The organism is Terrisporobacter petrolearius (genome assembly GCF_020748185.1).
Lineage (GTDB): Bacteria > Bacillota > Clostridia > Peptostreptococcales > Peptostreptococcaceae > Terrisporobacter > Terrisporobacter petrolearius.
The window spans coordinates 1-15,518 of sequence record NZ_JAHZMO010000059.1 but is presented as its reverse complement, the minus strand read 5'-3'; the positions used below and the strand labels follow the sequence as shown (position 1 = coordinate 15,518).

The 15,518-nt window shown below is 27.0% G+C and carries 21 protein-coding genes and 1 pseudogene; 20 read left to right on the top strand and 2 right to left on the bottom strand.

Features of this window, described 5'->3' with window-relative positions:
- The coding region (locus tag K0040_RS18365) for a transposase (RefSeq protein ID WP_228110176.1) at positions 1 to 184 on the bottom strand (184 nt) is incomplete at its 3' end.
- A gap of 262 nt (positions 185 to 446) precedes the next feature.
- On the opposite strand from K0040_RS18365, the gene K0040_RS18360 reads away from it, so the two are divergent.
- Both K0040_RS18360 and K0040_RS18355 read left to right on the top strand, forming a co-directional pair.
- Positions 447 to 1,436 (top strand): CPBP family intramembrane glutamic endopeptidase, encoded by a 990-nt coding sequence (locus K0040_RS18360; RefSeq protein ID WP_228110175.1) that lies wholly within the window; start codon positions 447 to 449, stop codon positions 1,434 to 1,436.
- A 353-nt stretch (positions 1,437 to 1,789) separates the two neighbouring features.
- Positions 1,790 to 2,176 carry a VOC family protein gene (locus tag K0040_RS18355; protein ID WP_228110174.1) on the top strand — a complete coding sequence of 129 codons (387 nt, stop codon included), beginning with the start codon at positions 1,790 to 1,792 and terminating at the stop codon, positions 2,174 to 2,176.
- A 15-nt stretch (positions 2,177 to 2,191) separates the two neighbouring features.
- Here the strand turns inward: K0040_RS18355 and K0040_RS18350 are convergent, their stop codons facing one another.
- Entirely contained in the window at positions 2,192 to 2,401 is a 210-nt protein-coding gene (locus tag K0040_RS18350) for a hypothetical protein (protein ID WP_228110173.1), read from the bottom strand.
- A gap of 151 nt (positions 2,402 to 2,552) precedes the next feature.
- Here K0040_RS18350 and K0040_RS18345 point away from each other — a divergent pair, with 151 nt between their 5' ends.
- The 18 genes and pseudogenes from K0040_RS18345 (at position 2,553) to K0040_RS18260 (ending at position 15,374) form a co-directional block, all read left to right on the top strand.
- On the top strand, positions 2,553 to 2,981 hold the full coding sequence (locus K0040_RS18345; protein ID WP_228110172.1) for a GNAT family N-acetyltransferase: 429 nt from the start codon (positions 2,553 to 2,555) through the stop codon (positions 2,979 to 2,981).
- 154 nt (positions 2,982 to 3,135) lie between these two features.
- Positions 3,136 to 3,501, top strand: a complete 366-nt coding sequence (locus K0040_RS18340; RefSeq protein WP_228110171.1) for a VOC family protein — start codon at positions 3,136 to 3,138, stop codon at positions 3,499 to 3,501.
- Positions 3,502 to 3,715: 214 nt separating this feature from the next.
- Complete coding sequence (locus K0040_RS18335; RefSeq protein WP_228110170.1) at positions 3,716 to 4,120, top strand: S-Ena type endospore appendage; 405 nt, start codon at positions 3,716 to 3,718, stop codon at positions 4,118 to 4,120.
- Positions 4,121 to 4,566: 446 nt separating this feature from the next.
- Positions 4,567 to 6,804 (top strand): RNA polymerase recycling motor HelD, encoded by a 2,238-nt coding sequence (gene helD / locus K0040_RS18330; protein ID WP_228110169.1) that lies wholly within the window; start codon positions 4,567 to 4,569, stop codon positions 6,802 to 6,804.
- Positions 6,805 to 6,949: 145 nt separating this feature from the next.
- Positions 6,950 to 7,150 carry a GNAT family N-acetyltransferase gene (locus tag K0040_RS21310; RefSeq protein WP_334302516.1) on the top strand — a complete coding sequence of 67 codons (201 nt, stop codon included), beginning with the start codon at positions 6,950 to 6,952 and terminating at the stop codon, positions 7,148 to 7,150.
- Between the two features lie 259 nt (positions 7,151 to 7,409).
- Entirely contained in the window at positions 7,410 to 7,529 is a 120-nt protein-coding gene (locus tag K0040_RS18320) for an LPXTG cell wall anchor domain-containing protein (protein ID WP_228110168.1), read from the top strand.
- A gap of 69 nt (positions 7,530 to 7,598) precedes the next feature.
- Positions 7,599 to 8,099, top strand: a complete 501-nt coding sequence (locus tag K0040_RS18315; protein ID WP_228110167.1) for a GNAT family N-acetyltransferase — start codon at positions 7,599 to 7,601, stop codon at positions 8,097 to 8,099.
- Between the two features lie 93 nt (positions 8,100 to 8,192).
- Positions 8,193 to 8,274, top strand: a pseudogene (locus K0040_RS21305) (sugar O-acetyltransferase); the annotation flags it as partial.
- Between the two features lie 184 nt (positions 8,275 to 8,458).
- A complete protein-coding gene (locus K0040_RS21550; RefSeq protein WP_228110177.1) occupies positions 8,459 to 8,788 on the top strand; it encodes a GNAT family N-acetyltransferase in 330 nt (109 codons plus the stop codon).
- A 186-nt stretch (positions 8,789 to 8,974) separates the two neighbouring features.
- Entirely contained in the window at positions 8,975 to 9,511 is a 537-nt protein-coding gene (lepB, locus tag K0040_RS18300; RefSeq protein ID WP_228110166.1) for a signal peptidase I, read from the top strand.
- A 118-nt stretch (positions 9,512 to 9,629) separates the two neighbouring features.
- Positions 9,630 to 10,034 carry a GNAT family N-acetyltransferase gene (locus tag K0040_RS18295; RefSeq protein WP_228110165.1) on the top strand — a complete coding sequence of 135 codons (405 nt, stop codon included), beginning with the start codon at positions 9,630 to 9,632 and terminating at the stop codon, positions 10,032 to 10,034.
- 124 nt (positions 10,035 to 10,158) lie between these two features.
- Positions 10,159 to 10,434 (top strand): VOC family protein, encoded by a 276-nt coding sequence (locus tag K0040_RS18290; protein ID WP_331476364.1) that lies wholly within the window; start codon positions 10,159 to 10,161, stop codon positions 10,432 to 10,434.
- A 137-nt stretch (positions 10,435 to 10,571) separates the two neighbouring features.
- Complete coding sequence (locus K0040_RS18285) at positions 10,572 to 10,883, top strand: hypothetical protein (protein ID WP_228110164.1); 312 nt, start codon at positions 10,572 to 10,574, stop codon at positions 10,881 to 10,883.
- Positions 10,884 to 11,158: 275 nt separating this feature from the next.
- A complete protein-coding gene (locus K0040_RS18280) occupies positions 11,159 to 11,362 on the top strand; it encodes a hypothetical protein (protein WP_228110163.1) in 204 nt (67 codons plus the stop codon).
- 29 nt (positions 11,363 to 11,391) lie between these two features.
- Positions 11,392 to 11,679 carry a DUF2695 domain-containing protein gene (locus K0040_RS18275; protein ID WP_228110162.1) on the top strand — a complete coding sequence of 96 codons (288 nt, stop codon included), beginning with the start codon at positions 11,392 to 11,394 and terminating at the stop codon, positions 11,677 to 11,679.
- Between the two features lie 829 nt (positions 11,680 to 12,508).
- Positions 12,509 to 13,180, top strand: a complete 672-nt coding sequence (locus K0040_RS18270) for a VanZ family protein (protein WP_228110161.1) — start codon at positions 12,509 to 12,511, stop codon at positions 13,178 to 13,180.
- Positions 13,181 to 13,361: 181 nt separating this feature from the next.
- On the top strand, positions 13,362 to 13,625 hold the full coding sequence (locus tag K0040_RS18265) for a CD3324 family protein (RefSeq protein WP_228110160.1): 264 nt from the start codon (positions 13,362 to 13,364) through the stop codon (positions 13,623 to 13,625).
- Positions 13,626 to 13,832: 207 nt separating this feature from the next.
- The gene (locus K0040_RS18260; protein ID WP_228110159.1) at positions 13,833 to 15,374 is read left to right on the top strand and encodes an ABC-F family ATP-binding cassette domain-containing protein; all 1,542 of its coding nucleotides are present in this window, start codon (positions 13,833 to 13,835) and stop codon (positions 15,372 to 15,374) included.
- Positions 15,375 to 15,518: the final 144 nt, after the last annotated feature.

Genomic DNA, 15,518 nt, shown 5'->3' with positions numbered 1-15,518 from the left:
TAGTTTCTTCATCAAAGGCAGTTTCACCCTTGGCATTATACAATTTAACCCATCTTTGAACCTGAGTTTTATCTTTTATATCTAAAGAACGAGCAACACTAACTGCACTCATACCTTGATTTATATATATATCTACAGCTTTCAATTTTACTTCTTTATTATATTTATTATATTTTTTAGACATAGAATCCCCCTTATTGTAGTTACATTTAGCATCATTATACGATGCCTTTTTTATGTGTCTACTATAAGGGGATTATACTAATATGGGCGCTATTTTAATATTAAAAAAGGGATTTTCAATGATAATAAATAAGATTATATTACTTGACTATCACCATAAAATGGAATACAATCATCTTGAATACATAGGAAATCTAGGTATTTGAAATTCAGATTTATCAATAATTTAATAATTATATTAGGCTACACAAGGAGGAGTTATAATGAGTAATGATGTTAAAATTATAAAAAAAGAAATAAAAGATTTTCTACTAATCAATTTTGGGATTATAGCCTTCATATCAGTATTTTTATTTCTTTCTTCATCAAAAACAAATGCGGAGGATCTAGCTGTTAACTTTGCTGTATTATTTATGTATATTCCAGCATTTTCAGCTATTATAGTTTTAAAGAAAATTTCAAAGTATGAGTTTAAGCCTGAAATAAATAAATTTTTTAAGGTTTTTGCCATAGCAACAATTTTGAGAATAATTACTACAATAGTTGAATCATTCTTATCAAACAGTGGATGGTTATCAGAAGTTATAGATACTATTGTATCTGCATATCTTTTATATTTAGTATTAGTAAATAGTAATGAAATGAAAGATATGAATTTATGTCTTGGAAAAAATTCAAAAAAAGTGACAACTGTTATATTAATATTTGTAGCAATTGTTTTAGCTAGTAACATACCAGAATTTATAAACGGTCAAGTGAACTCAGATAAACTTATGGAAAATATAGTAATGGCCATTATGAGCTTAATTACTAACTTTTTAATAGGATTTAATTTATTCTTTGGAGAAGAGTTTGGATGGAGATACTTTTTACAACCTAGGCTACAAAAACTTTGTGGTAAAAGAGTAGGAGTTATAATTTTAGGTTTTATATGGGGAATTTGGCATGCTCCACTTTGCTTTACTCTTTATAGTCCCAAAACACCTTTATACTGTGTAGCTGGTCATGCAATTACTTGCATATTCTTAGGTATTTATTTTGGATACGCTTATATGAAAACTGAGAATGTGTGGGCTCCAGTGTTGTTACACATAGTAAACAACGTTATTGGAATTATATTTGGAGGCGGATATACTACAGTATACACATGGGAAATTTTATTATATAGTATTTTAACCTCTGCAATATTTTTCACACCATTTTTACTCACTAAAGAGTATAAATCAGACAAAGAAAATAAAGTTTTATCCTAGGACTATTAAAATGTGCAAGTCTGTATCAACAATGATATGGTCTTGTACATTTTTTATATTATATAAAAGTTTCCGTAGATGACTTTAATCTAAATATAATAAAAAACTTGAATTAAAATCATAAATTCTATCCTAGTATGTATTACAATTATTATTAAAGAGTTTTTAAATTTAAGAATTTTTGAACAAGTATGAGTTATAATTTTGTAGTTTAATTAAGATGTTAAAAGGAGGGTGATACCTTGGATGTAATAAGTTAGGATATTTTAAGATACTATTAAACTATAGAGTTCAAGGTAAATAGGAATGAGAAACTTATTTAGTAATAATTAAAATTAATAGGGGGTAATTATATGAAACCAGAAATTAATCTTGTTACAATTTGGACAGATGAAATAGATAAGATGAGAAATTTTTATAATCAAGTTCTTGGATTTAGAATTAAAAATGACCTGGAAGATTATGTTGAATTTGAAAATACTGGAGTTAGGTTTGCCATTTGCTTGAGAAATGTTATGGAGGGATATAGCAATGAATATACTAAAAAAGCAGTTGGTCAGTTTTTTGAACTAGCGTTTCCATGCGAAAATCCAAATGATGTTGATAAATCATTTAAGAAGTTAATTGCAATGGGCGCAACTTCTATCCAAGAACCACAGAATATGCCTTGGAAGCAAAGGACTGCATTATTTGCAGATCCAGATGGTAACATACATGAAATTTTTGCAGATATAATATAGTTATAATATATTGATTTAAAGGTTGTTTATTAAATTATTTATAAGCAAGCCAATATAAATTAAAATAAAACTAATTGAAACAAGTAATATCATGGACTGAGACTTATTACTTAATTTTGAAAAAATTTTATCCAAAATTATATCGTCACATAAGTTGAAAATAATTATAATCATAGTAGAAGCAGAAATAGCTACTGATAATAATAAAGCTAGATATATTGGCATAAGAGCACCTCCATAAATAATATTATATTAATTAAATTGTATCACAGTGAATTCATAATCTCTTCGATTTGTTTTATTAATTTAATATATTGCCAAATAAATTCTAATTCTATATATTTATATTTATATTTGTTTTGTGGAGGTGATAAAGATGCATATTAAGATTTACAATGACTGTGATGAGCAAGAGTTTTTAAAATCAGTTCGTATAAACGGCTTACTAAAGTACAATATGAAAAAAACAAAGGGCCAATTAAATGTACCTAATATGGAACTTGTGAGTATAGCACGCAATGAAGAAGGACTTATAGTTGGTGGTGTATTGGGTTCTACTTATCTATCATCTTTAGAAATAGAAGTTCTTTGGGTACAGGAAGTTTATAGAGGTCAAAAGATTGCATCTCGTTTGTTGAAAGAAATTGAGGAACAGGCTAAGAACGCAGGATGCCATATTGCTCATTTGACTACTTATTCCTTTCAAGCTCCACGCTTTTATGTAAAGCAAGGATATGTAATTTGTGGTGAAATTAATGGCTTTCCTGATAATATTAGATTGTATACTTTAAAGAAGAATCTATAATTTCTAGTTAAACTTAAGAGCACAATTAAAAAGTAGATTATTTTTATGAAGAGTAATTATAAAACTATTGTGTATTAGGAGATTAAGGTGAATATGAGAATAGAAGCCAATAGAATAGTAATTAGAGTGACAATATAAAAGGAGGAAAATAAATATGATAATTAATTGGATTACTATCAAAGTCAAGGATTTTGAAAAATCAAAAGAATTCTATGGGGACTTTCTAGGAATGAAGGTAGAACAGGAATTTTCACCTAAGGAATCTATGTGTATAGCTTTTTTTGTGGCAGAGAATGGAATGAAAATTGAACTAATTTATGATGAAAATTTAAAATTAGAAAATCCAGCTAATAGTAATATTTCCATTGGGATTTGTTCAGCAAATTATGATAATCTTTTGAAGAAAGGGAGAGAAAATAATATTATTTCTAGTGAACCAGTAGTTTTAGGTGGACACATGGAATGCTTCTTTGTAAATGATCCCGATGGTGTTGGAGTACAAATTATTAAAGTAGAATAATATAAACCTCAAATTTGTCAGTTAGTATTTTTATATATAATTTATCATGAGACCAGTCATTTATATATTAGAGTATATAATAAATGTAAAGCTATTATACACTTCAAAAAAAGTAGAAAATTGTAAAAATATGTGTAACAAAATATCATATAGATAATATCATATATCAAGAGCAATCTTAAAGGTTGTTCAATTAAAAGGAGATGAAGTTATTATGTATGATATTAATAAAAAATGTTGTTGTGGATGGAATCCAGAATCAGACTGGGACGATAATAAAAAAGAGTGTGACGATAATAAAAAAGAGTGTGATATAAAAAGTGAATGTTGCGAAGGATTTGTTAAGCAACAATTTAGTATAAGAGCAACTGCTACATCAGGTACTGGAACAGAGGTTTATAGAACAAATCCTACTCAAACTGTGACTGGAACAGTAATACTGACAAACTTAGGACAAAGAGACATTACTTTTGTTGTGGATAGTTTACAAGAAATTGTACCTCCAAATGGAACGGCTGCGCTTACAGCAATTGATATAGATCATGTAACAATAAGCACTCAAAATGGTACTTCAAGAGCATTACTTTGCTTTGATATACAAGTTCCATCACCTGCTTAATAATAATGTTAATAATTTGGTTGTATTTAATTATGTAGTTGGCAATGCCCCAAATATGGTTAAGAAGAACTTTTGATTCTTCAACAAATTAATAATATAATGTTATTCTAGGCAGAGACTTATTCTCTGCCTTTTATAATTAAAAATATTATGAAATAATGATACCTGGATTTTTGATTGTCAATATAGATTTTATCAATTTTTGCATTAGTCTTTACACTTTAGCATGACTTGCTTATTATTACAATCTTTCTGTTAGTACAGCTACCATGACTGAGCTATTTTATATTCAATGATTTAATGTAAAGGAGTAAGTCTTGTTTCTCTTCCACTATAATTATACCATAAATAAAAACTTTTTTTCAGACTGTTAATATAAATTCATTTCTATATAATTGATATAGTAAATCAAATAAGTCAATGTATATAGTAAAGGAGGAAATAAGATGAGTGTGAATAATTATGAGTGGAACCTGGAAAATGAATGGTTGGAAAAAGTTCTTAAAGAGGCGAAAAGACAACTTGATGAAAAACGCCATGCTAAATATAAATTAAAAAAAGAGGCTATGGAAACACAAAGAGAGTTATGGAATGATCTTGGGTCTATCTCTATAGAAAATGGATTAGATCAGCTTTCAGATTTTATATCTTTTATGGATATTATGAAAAATCAAAAAAGAGATCATGAATTTACTCAAAAGCTTGAAGAAAAGTATGAAAGAATGCTTGAATCTCCTTATTTTGGGCGAATTGACTTTATTGAAGATAAAGAAGATACTACTGAAAAATGTTATATTGGATTGTCAAATCTCATTAATAAAGATTTTGATTTTCTTATTTATGACTGGAGAGCGCCTATTTCAAGTATGTTTTATGACTACGAAACTGGTAAGGCAAGTTATGAGTGTCCAGAAGGTATAATATCTGGTGAAATAACTGGAAAAAGACAATATAAAATCAATGGTGAAAAAATTGAGTATATGTTTGACAGTAACTTAAGTATTGATGATGAAATGTTACAAGAACTTTTGAGTAAAAATTCTGATGACAAAATGAAAGCTATAGTTACAACTATTCAAAGAGAGCAAAATCAAGTAATTCGTAATGAAAATTATAAAAACTTAATTGTTCAAGGAGCAGCTGGAAGTGGAAAAACTTCTGTGGCACTTCATAGAATAGCATACCTGCTATATAAGCATAGAGATAAAATAACACCTGAAAATATAATAATATTTTCTCCAAACAACATTTTTAATGACTATATTTCAAACGTATTACCTCAACTTGGTGAAGATAATATGTACCAAACAACATTTAATGACTATATGCATAAGGAATTAGGAGATGAATTCAAAAAAGAGACATCATCAGAAATGATGGAGTATATACTTGATTCTAAAGATAAACTAACTTATGAAGATAGAATTAAAAGTATTAAATTTAAAACTTCTTTAGACTTTACTAATATTTTAAAAGAATATATAAGTTACGTGGAAACAATGGATAGAGATTTTAAAGATATTATAGTAAGAAATAAATTAGTAATTTCAGCTGATGAGATAAAGAAATTATTTTATAATGATTTTTCAGATTTGCCAATTAAAAGAAGATTAAAAAAATTAAAATCTAGAATTGAATTTCTTGTTGAGCCTTATGAAGAAGCTTGGATTAATGAAGTATATGAAAAACTTTTTGAATCTGGAGATTATATAGAAAGAGAAGAAATGACAGAAGAAAGTACTTCAATTGTAAAGAAAAACTTAAAAGATGTTTATAATAAAATTTCTCAAATGACAGAGTTTAATTTAATTGAAATATATAAAGATTTATTTAAGCATCTAGATATATTTTTAAACAAGATGAATATAAAATATGATAATAGTTTGATAGAACATATAAAGACTTACTCAATAGATAATCTAAATGCAAATATACTTAATTATGAAGATCAAGTTGCACTTTTATATTTAAAATGTGCCTTTGGTCAGATTCCTAGTACATCACAAATCAAGTATATAATCATAGATGAGGCACAAGACTATACGCCACTACAATATGAAATATTTTATCAACTTTTTAAATCTGCAAAAATGACTATATTAGGTGACATAAATCAGTCAATTAATCCATTTATGAATGTTGGAAACTATAATAATATTTATAATTTATCAAAGAATGATACCTTATTAATAAACTTAACAAAAACTTATCGTTCAACAATGGAAATCACTAAATTCTCAAGGAATATCCTTACGAAAAATGCAGATGATGAGTATGTTGAAAGACATGGTGATGAGCCTAAAGTTATTGGTTTTGATAATAAAAATCATATGAAGGAAAAACTTATTGAAGACATTAAATATTATCAACAAAAAAATTATAAATCTATTGGTATTATTACAAAAACAGCAAGACAGACTGAAGATTTATATAACTTCTTAAAGGATAATAATATGGATGTAAAGTCCATAAAAAAAGATGATGACTCATATGCAAATGGGGTATTAGTAATACCTTCATATTTAGCCAAAGGTCTTGAATTTGATGTGGTTCTTATATACGATGCAAGCAACAAGAATTATAGCAGTGAAGATGAAAGATTACTTTTTTATACTTGCTGCACAAGAGCTCTTCATGTGTTAAATATATATTATTTAGATGAAATTACTTATTTATTAAAATAATTGTCAATTCTAATAAAAAGAGGTGAATTGAATGAAGCTTGAGATTACTGATAAAATCACAGAAGAAGATGAAAATATTATTTTTAAAGAATTATTAGGATATAATCTAGCAAGAATTTAAGATAAAAATCCAAGAGATTTAGGAATTTATTTACAAGATGAAGAAGGACAAAAAATTGCAGGATTAATTGTAAATACACACGGGAATTGGTTATCTATAAAGTTTTTGTGGGTAAGCGAAGAACTGAGAGGCCAAAATATAGGAAGTAGTATTTTAAATCAAGCAGAAAAGACCGCAAAGGAGCGTGGTTGTAAGTATTCATTTTTAGATACTTTTAGCTTTTAAGCGCCTGAATTTTATAAAAAACATGGATATAAGGAAGTCTTTGTACTAGAAAGTTATCCTGTAACAGGAAAGAGGCACTATTTTACTAAAATTATTTAAAAGCAGAGAAAATAGCAATTTGTAATGTATTAAAGAATTAAATAGATATTATTAAGAAATAGATTAAATGGTGTTCTTATGGACACCATTTTTTTGTATAATGTTATAAACAAATTACTATGCTACAATTGTTTTAAATAATTCAAAGGGGGAAAAGTATATGAACTCAACCACTACTTTTGCATGGGCAATATCAACAAGTTTTATTTATGTAATTCTAGGGACAGTAATTGCAGTAGGTGGATTTTACTTTTACAAAAAATCAAAGTCTAAAAGTTAAGAATAGTTTCTATAAGTTTTTGGAGGAATATTAGTCTACATGATTTAAATAAATGTTGGAGGGATATGTATGGAAGTTGTCTTAAAAAAATGGACATTGGATGATAAACACATACTAGCAAATATATGTAATAATGCAGATAGAAAATTTTTATCAAACAGAATACCTTTTCCATATACAGAAAAGGATGCAAACTGGTGGTTAAATATGGCTCAAGAAAGTGAAGGTGAAAAAGGCATTTTTAGAGCAATTGTTGTTGATAAGGAATATGTGGGAAATATATCGGTGGAAGTAAAGGATGATGTATATATTAAAGATGCTGAAATCGGATATCTTTTATTATCAAAAAACTGGTCAAAGGGTATAATGACAGAAGCAGTAAACCAAATTACTCATATTGCATTTACAAATCTGGATATTGTAAGGATCACAGGTTTAGTATATAAACCTAATGTGGCATCACAACGTGTTCTTGAAAAAAACGGGTTTGCTTTAGAAGGGATTATGAAGAAAGCTGTTTTTAAAAATAATAATATTTATGATTTATGTGTATATGGAAAATATAAATAGATTTTACTAGACAAAAACTTTAATTTAGAAAGTAGTTTCTGAAATTCATATAAAAGATATAGCAAAGATAATGAATGTTGTGGAGGAAATAAGATGACTGAAAGAGAAAAAATGTTAGCAGGAGAGCTTTATGATTGTGGGGGAGAGTGAATTACTAACTCAATGGCACAAAGCAATGTATAGTTTTATTAAGAGTTTCAAGTGTTAATTCATAATGAGAAATTTTTATATTTATAGAAGGTGTGTATATGGAGATAAAAAAAGTTAAAAGGATATGATGTTTCAGAAGCCTTGGACCTGGTATTAAATGTATTTATGCAATATGAAGCACCAGATTATTCTCAAATGGGTATTGCAATATTAATGATGTCCAATGGGTTGGTTCTTTAGAATGGTTTGGTGCATATAAAGGCAATTTACTAATAGGTATTATTGCAACTAGAAATGAAGGTAATCATATCGCATTATTTTTTGTAAAAGGTGAATATCATAAACAAGGTATTGGACGAAAATTATTTGAAGTAGTTATTCAAAATAGTACAAGGGATTGGATTACAGTTAATTCTTCTCCTTATGCGATAGAAGTTTATAAACACTTTGGATTCTCACCAATGCAAGAAGAACAAATAACAGATGGAATAAGGTACACTCCCATGTTATTTACAAAATTAAAATATCTAGTAAGCTAGAAAATTCTTGTAAAAAATACAGTAATGAAGAAAGATAAGCATCTATGTCACAAAGTAAGATATTAACTAGATTTATGTATTATATTTCATATAATACATAAAAGGATTTTTTCAAAATAGCGACAATATATTAAATATATGGCTGTAGTATACTCCATAAGAAAATCTACTAAGGGGGATATTATTTTGAATAAAAAGGTTAAGTATGAAATTATCGATTGGATTAGAACTATATGTATATCAGGAGCAATAGCTATATGTATAAATATAGTAGCTCAGCCAACAATGGTAAGTGGCCAATCTATGTATCCCACATTAAAAAATAATGATTATTTATTTATAAATAGATTGGCGTATAAAAGTCATATGCCACAGCGTGGTGACGTTATTGTTTTTAAAGCAGATCTAAGTGGTAATAATACTAGTCCAAAAAAGAATTTAGTAAAAAGGGTTATTGCACTACCAGGGGAACATTTGGTTATAAAAGATAACAATGTTTATATAAATGGTAAACACTTAGAAGAAGATTATTTAGTAGATGTATACACAGATGGAGATATAGACATTATTGTACCTGACAACCATATTTTTGCTATGGGAGATAATAGAGAAAATAGTGATGATAGTAGACAATCATATATAGGAGCTATCTCATTAGATGATGTTGTAGGAGAAGTTTTTATTAGAATATTTCCATTTGACAAAATAGGTCAAGTAAAGTAACTGATATAAAGGGGATTGAACAATGGAAAAAGTAAAATTTATAAAACCACAAGAGTAATATATTCCCTCATACTGGGAGACATTTGATACAGTAGCAAAAGAAAGGAAATATTTAGCCATGAATGAAGCATTTCCTTTTGAAAGCACAGTTAAATTTATAAAAGGTGCCATAGTTAAAGGATTTCCACATTTGTTCATAATTGATTTAGAAAATGACAGATGTGTTGGTTGGTGTGATGTTTCACCTAAAACAGAAACAATCGGTTATTTAGGTATGGGTATTCTACCTAAATATAGAGGAAAAGGCATTGGGAGTAATGCTTTAAAACAAGTTATTGATTTATCAAAATCATACGGATATAAAAAGATTGAGCTTGATGTGTTAAAAAGTAATAGTAGAGCTATTCATGTTTACAAGTCTTTAGGATTTGTACAAACAAATACAGTTACAGGTGGATTTGTTTGGCAAGATAACATTGTAAAAGAAGATGTGCTTCAAATGGAGTTAAATCTTACATATTAGGAGAGAATAATGAAATTTAATGCCTTGATACCTGAATTATCTGTAAGTGATATTCAATCTACAAAACAATTTTATATATATTTTAAGTTTTAAATTAGAATATGAAAGAACATATGACAAGTTTATGTTTTTATCATATGGAGAAAGTCAATTTATGTTTGAGGAAATTCATTCACAAGGATGGAATGTTGACATTTTAGAATATCCTTTAGGTAGAGGAATAAATTTTTCTATTGCCTGCAATGATGTTGAAATCCTATACAACAATATTAAAAACAATAATATAGAAATTTATAGAGAGTTGGAAGAAACAGTATATATGTGCGATGGAAAAAAAGGAGTTCAAAAGGAATTTCTTGTTCAAGACCCAGATGGATACTTATTAAGATTCACAGAATAATGGTAATTATATTGTGGTAACACCTAATAGTTATCTTAATCTGGTGCATGAAAAGAGCAATGAAATCATTATAAAATACATATGACAAATACTCAATCTTTGTATGCACTAAAATTAGAAATCATAGGGGGGACAATATGAAAAAGAAAATTGTGAAAAATTCGATTATTGTTATGGGAATTAGTTTTGTAATAGGAATTATTTTAGTATTTAAGTCACCATCTATAGGTCAAAATATGGGAGATAATGCAATTCAAGAAAACGACGGGTCAATGGACACTAACCAATATGAAATGATTATTAAGTCAAATACAGAAAGTTTTAGAACTGGTGGATTGGTAATTTCCTTAATAGGTGGATTAGGCTTATTACTTAGTGGATATGCTTTTTACAATGAAATTGATGAAGATTCTTTAAATAATAATTCTACAAGTAACTACGATAAATAGAATATTATAGGAGTGAAATACTAGAATAAGTCAAAATTTATTATATTATTAATTATATTCTAAACGAAGGAGCATAATATGTGCTCTTTTTTAAATATAAAAAATAATATATATATAATTTATTTTGATTTAAATGTTAAATTATTGACTATGATACAATAGTTATTGATTGATATTTTTTTAATTTATTTAGATGGTAGTATTTGAATAAATTATATAATATTAATTTGCTTTATAATGAGTTAATATTTGGAAGTCTTAGAGGGAGGTTTACAATGAAAAAATATTTAAGTAAAGATGAAATTTTAAAAGCAGTTAGGAAACAACTATATGTAAGTTTAGTTTTGTTATTAATAGTATTTTGGGGATTTTTATCATTATCTAATCAAATAAATGAATTAAATCACGATGTAACTACTATGAAACATGAATTAGATTATGCAAAAGGAAAAATTGAAAAATTAGAAAAAAATAAGTAAAATTTTAATCTTATTGTAAGGAGATTAGTATGGATAAATCAAAAAAGAAAGAATTACTAAAAAAATTCAAAAATGAAGAGAAATGCGATTTTAAAAACTCACTTCCTTTTAGTAAAGAAATATTTGAAGAGTTATTCAATTATATAGATGAAATTTTGGAGACTTACAGATGTGATGATACGTTAAAGTATACTAAAGAATTTTTACAAATGAACAACTTACCTTTTCAAGAGTCAATAGAGTGGTTACAAGAGAATGGTGGATATTGCGACTGTGAAGTTTTAGCTAATATTGAATATAAAATATTAGATATATAGTATTTATTAAAATTATATTAAAAAATAATATAAATATAATAATTATTCTTAATGTTGAAATGATGAGCAAACCAATAACAGAATTCTATAAAGAGATATATAAAGAGATAATTTATGATATTTCAAGCCATTGAAATTCACAATATTGAATATAGTTAATAATTATGATTAATAAATTTTCCTAATATGATGGATGATTTAGACAATTCCAATAGGTGTGCATTATCTAAAAAACACAGTATTGTGTAATTCTTATGTCTGATTACTTATATAAACTAGATTATTCAAGTGATAAGATTCTTATGAAAATAATTAAATAGCCTATTTAGATTTACCAATAATAAAATTTTGTAATTATTATGTTAATACTAAAAATAAAGTGTTTAAGAAGATTTCTAATAACAAGTTTAGTAAGCTTATTATTATAGTTAAAAATTTATATAGAGATTTCATCAACTGTATTACTATGTTACAATAGTTATACCTTGAGGGATGGGTTATTTATACATATCTGAGCTTGGATAGTTGCCTGATCTTGGAATTGAGGAAAATAACTTTTGATGATCTACCAGATAATTTAACTTATATAGAAATTGAACCACATTTGTTTGACAAGGCAGTTAAATATATAGGTAATTAAATTTGTTATTATAAAGAAAGCTAAAAAAAATGAAAGATGAGGGCTTCCTATAAATTCTTATTTATTTTAGTTAGAAATAATTGCAAATTACCATATTATAATATAAAGTTATGTAAGCATATGATAAACTAAAAAAGTAACTAGAATTTATAGATGAGCTAGAAATATATTACATAAGGAGGCAACAAATTGCGAATATCATCAATTATTCACATGGCCAGTGAATATTTTTTACTAGGCATAGGAAGTGTGTCCATTGGAATTGGTATATTCTTGATAATATACTTTTTAATATATAAGAAGATTATGAAAGGCACTAAAAAATTAAATACCAGTAAAGTTTTATTATGGAGTATATTTTTAATCTATGCAGTTATGGTACTTGGAGCTACATTTGTTCATAGAATACCTGGAATGTATGAAAATATAAATCTACATATATTTAGTTCTTATATAAAAGTGTGGAATAGATTTTCCTTACTAGAACTTAGGAACTTAATTCTTAATATATTGATGTTTGTTCCCTTTGGGATTATGCTACCTTTACTTTTCAAAAAATGTGAAAAGTTTTATATTACTTATTTTTTAGGATTATGTATGACGATTTTTATCGAGGTACTTCAATTAATAAGTAAGAGAGGTATATTTGAGATTGATGATATTATAAACAATGCTTTAGGCTGCATGATCGGATATGGAATGGTAATGATTTTTTTATTATTTTCAAAAAAAAATAAGGGGAGTTTAAAAAGTAAAGTATTTACTTTAGCATGTTATCAAATACCTGTTATTATTACTATTATATCTTTTGGTACTATATTTATAAACAGGGGTTATTCGAATATAAATAGATTATTTTAATATAAATTTTAAGAGAGGTGGTAAGAATGTCTATGAAGAAAATGAATGAAGTAAGCTCTATGCAATAACTAAGAAAACATGTAGTATTTGTATAGAGTAAATTTCAAATAAAAAGAGCGCATGTTTTCTATAAGTTATTGCTTAATTTACAAATAAAAAATGTAGATGGGAGCTAAAACTTATGAAATATGAAAAAGCGCAAGATATTTTACCTTCAAATATAATTGAAATTTTACAAGAGTATGTTGAAGGTGGTTATATATATATTCCTAAGAAAAACAAAAAATCTTGGGGAGAAAATACAAACACAAAAGAAGAATTAAAAAAACGTAACGAAGAAATATTAATCAAATATTCTAGTGGCAAATCTGTAAAGGATTTGGCTAAGGAGTATTATCTTACAGAATCAAGTATAAGAAGAATAATAAGATCACTAAAGAAGTAGTGAGAATAAAATAAAATATTGCCAAGGAGTTGTCTTAACTTGGCTTAGATGAGACTTAGAACAAAAATAGCTAAATTTACATATGATAAATTTAGCTATTTTTGTGTAAGTTTAATACAGAAATATGTATGGACTTGGCTATTACATGTCAAAAGTCTTAATATATACTTGTAAGTATTATGTAAAAAGACAAAGGAAGTGATGACTATGAGTATTTTAAGTGTAGATAACTTGACCCAAGGATTTGGGGATAAAATATTGTTTAATGATGTATCTTTCAGATTATTGAGAGGAGAACATATAGGCCTTGTAGGGGCAAATGGAGAAGGAAAGACAAGTTTTATGAAGCTTATTACAAATGAGCTTTTACCAGACAGCGGGATTATAGAGTGGAATAGTAAAATAAGTGTGGGATATATGGATCAAAATGTTAATATAGACGACTATGAAAGTGTGGAGCAATTTTTAAAAAGTGCTTTTAAAGATTTGTATCTAATAGAAGCTAATATAACAAAGTTATACGAAAAAATGGAAGTTGCAAGGGAAGATGAACTACAAAAGATAATGGATAAAGCATCAAATTTGCAAGGTGTTTTAGAGGAAAGTGATTTTTATAGTATAGATTCCAAGGTGGATGCAATTGCTTATGGTATAGGAATAAAAGAATTTTTATTGAGAAATCCTAACAACTTAAGTGGTGGTCAAAGAAGTAAAGTATTGCTTGCCAAATTATTATTAGAAAAGCCAGATATTTTACTGCTGGATGAACCTACAAATCATTTAGATGAAGAAAATATTTATTGGCTAGAATCTTATTTGAAAAGTTATGAAAATGCATTTATTCTTATTTCTCATGATACTGAATTTATGAACGAGGTAGTAAATATAATTTATAATCTGGAAAACAAGAAATTAACTAGATATGTGGGTAATTATGAAAAGTTTTTAGAACAGCATGAATTGCAAAAAGAGCAATTGCAAAGAGATTACAATAAGCAACAAAATGAAATTAATAAATTGGAAGATTATATTAGAAAAAATAAAACAAGAGCAGCAACAGCAGCTCAGGCAAAATCAAGGGAAAAGAAACTTAAAAAAATGAGTAAAATTGAAATTAATAAAATTAAACCTAAGCCACATTTTAATTTCAAATACTCTAAAGCACCGTGGCAAGTTCTTTTCAATACAAAAAATCTTGTTATAGGCTATGATAAATCTCTTACAAAACCTTTAAATTTACAAATGGAGAGAGATGATAAAATAGCAATTACAGGTGCAAATGGAATAGGAAAAACAACACTACTTAAAAGTTTGATGGGAATCATAAACCCAATAGGTGGTAAAGTCATCTTAGATGATCACATAGATATTGGCTATTATGAACAAGAAGTATTTGCAAGTGATAATATTGTTTTAGATGAAGTTTGGAATGAATTTCCTCATATGAATAGAACAGATGTAAGAAAAATCCTTGCAAGATGTGGTTTGACTGATGAACATATTAACAGTGAAGTTTCTGTTCTAAGTGGTGGGGAGCAGGCGAAAGTTAGACTGTGCCAAGTTATAAATAAACCAAGTAATATACTTTTCTTAGATGAACCGACTAACCATTTGGATGTTCAAGCAAAGGAAGAATTAAAAAGAGCCCTTATTTCATATGAAGGAAGCATAATCTTAGTAAGTCATGACAAGGAATTTTACAAAGATATTGTTAATAAAGTGTGGGATTGTGAAAAGTGGAGAGTTTAAAAAGTAGTTACTAGAAGTAATAAAATGGACCCTATAAAGTGGATACTAGAAAAAGTGTTTACTTGTATAGGGTTTATTTTTGTGTAAAATATTCATTAAGGAGTTGAGTAATTATGAACAAAAAACTATTTTCTAAAGAAGAGA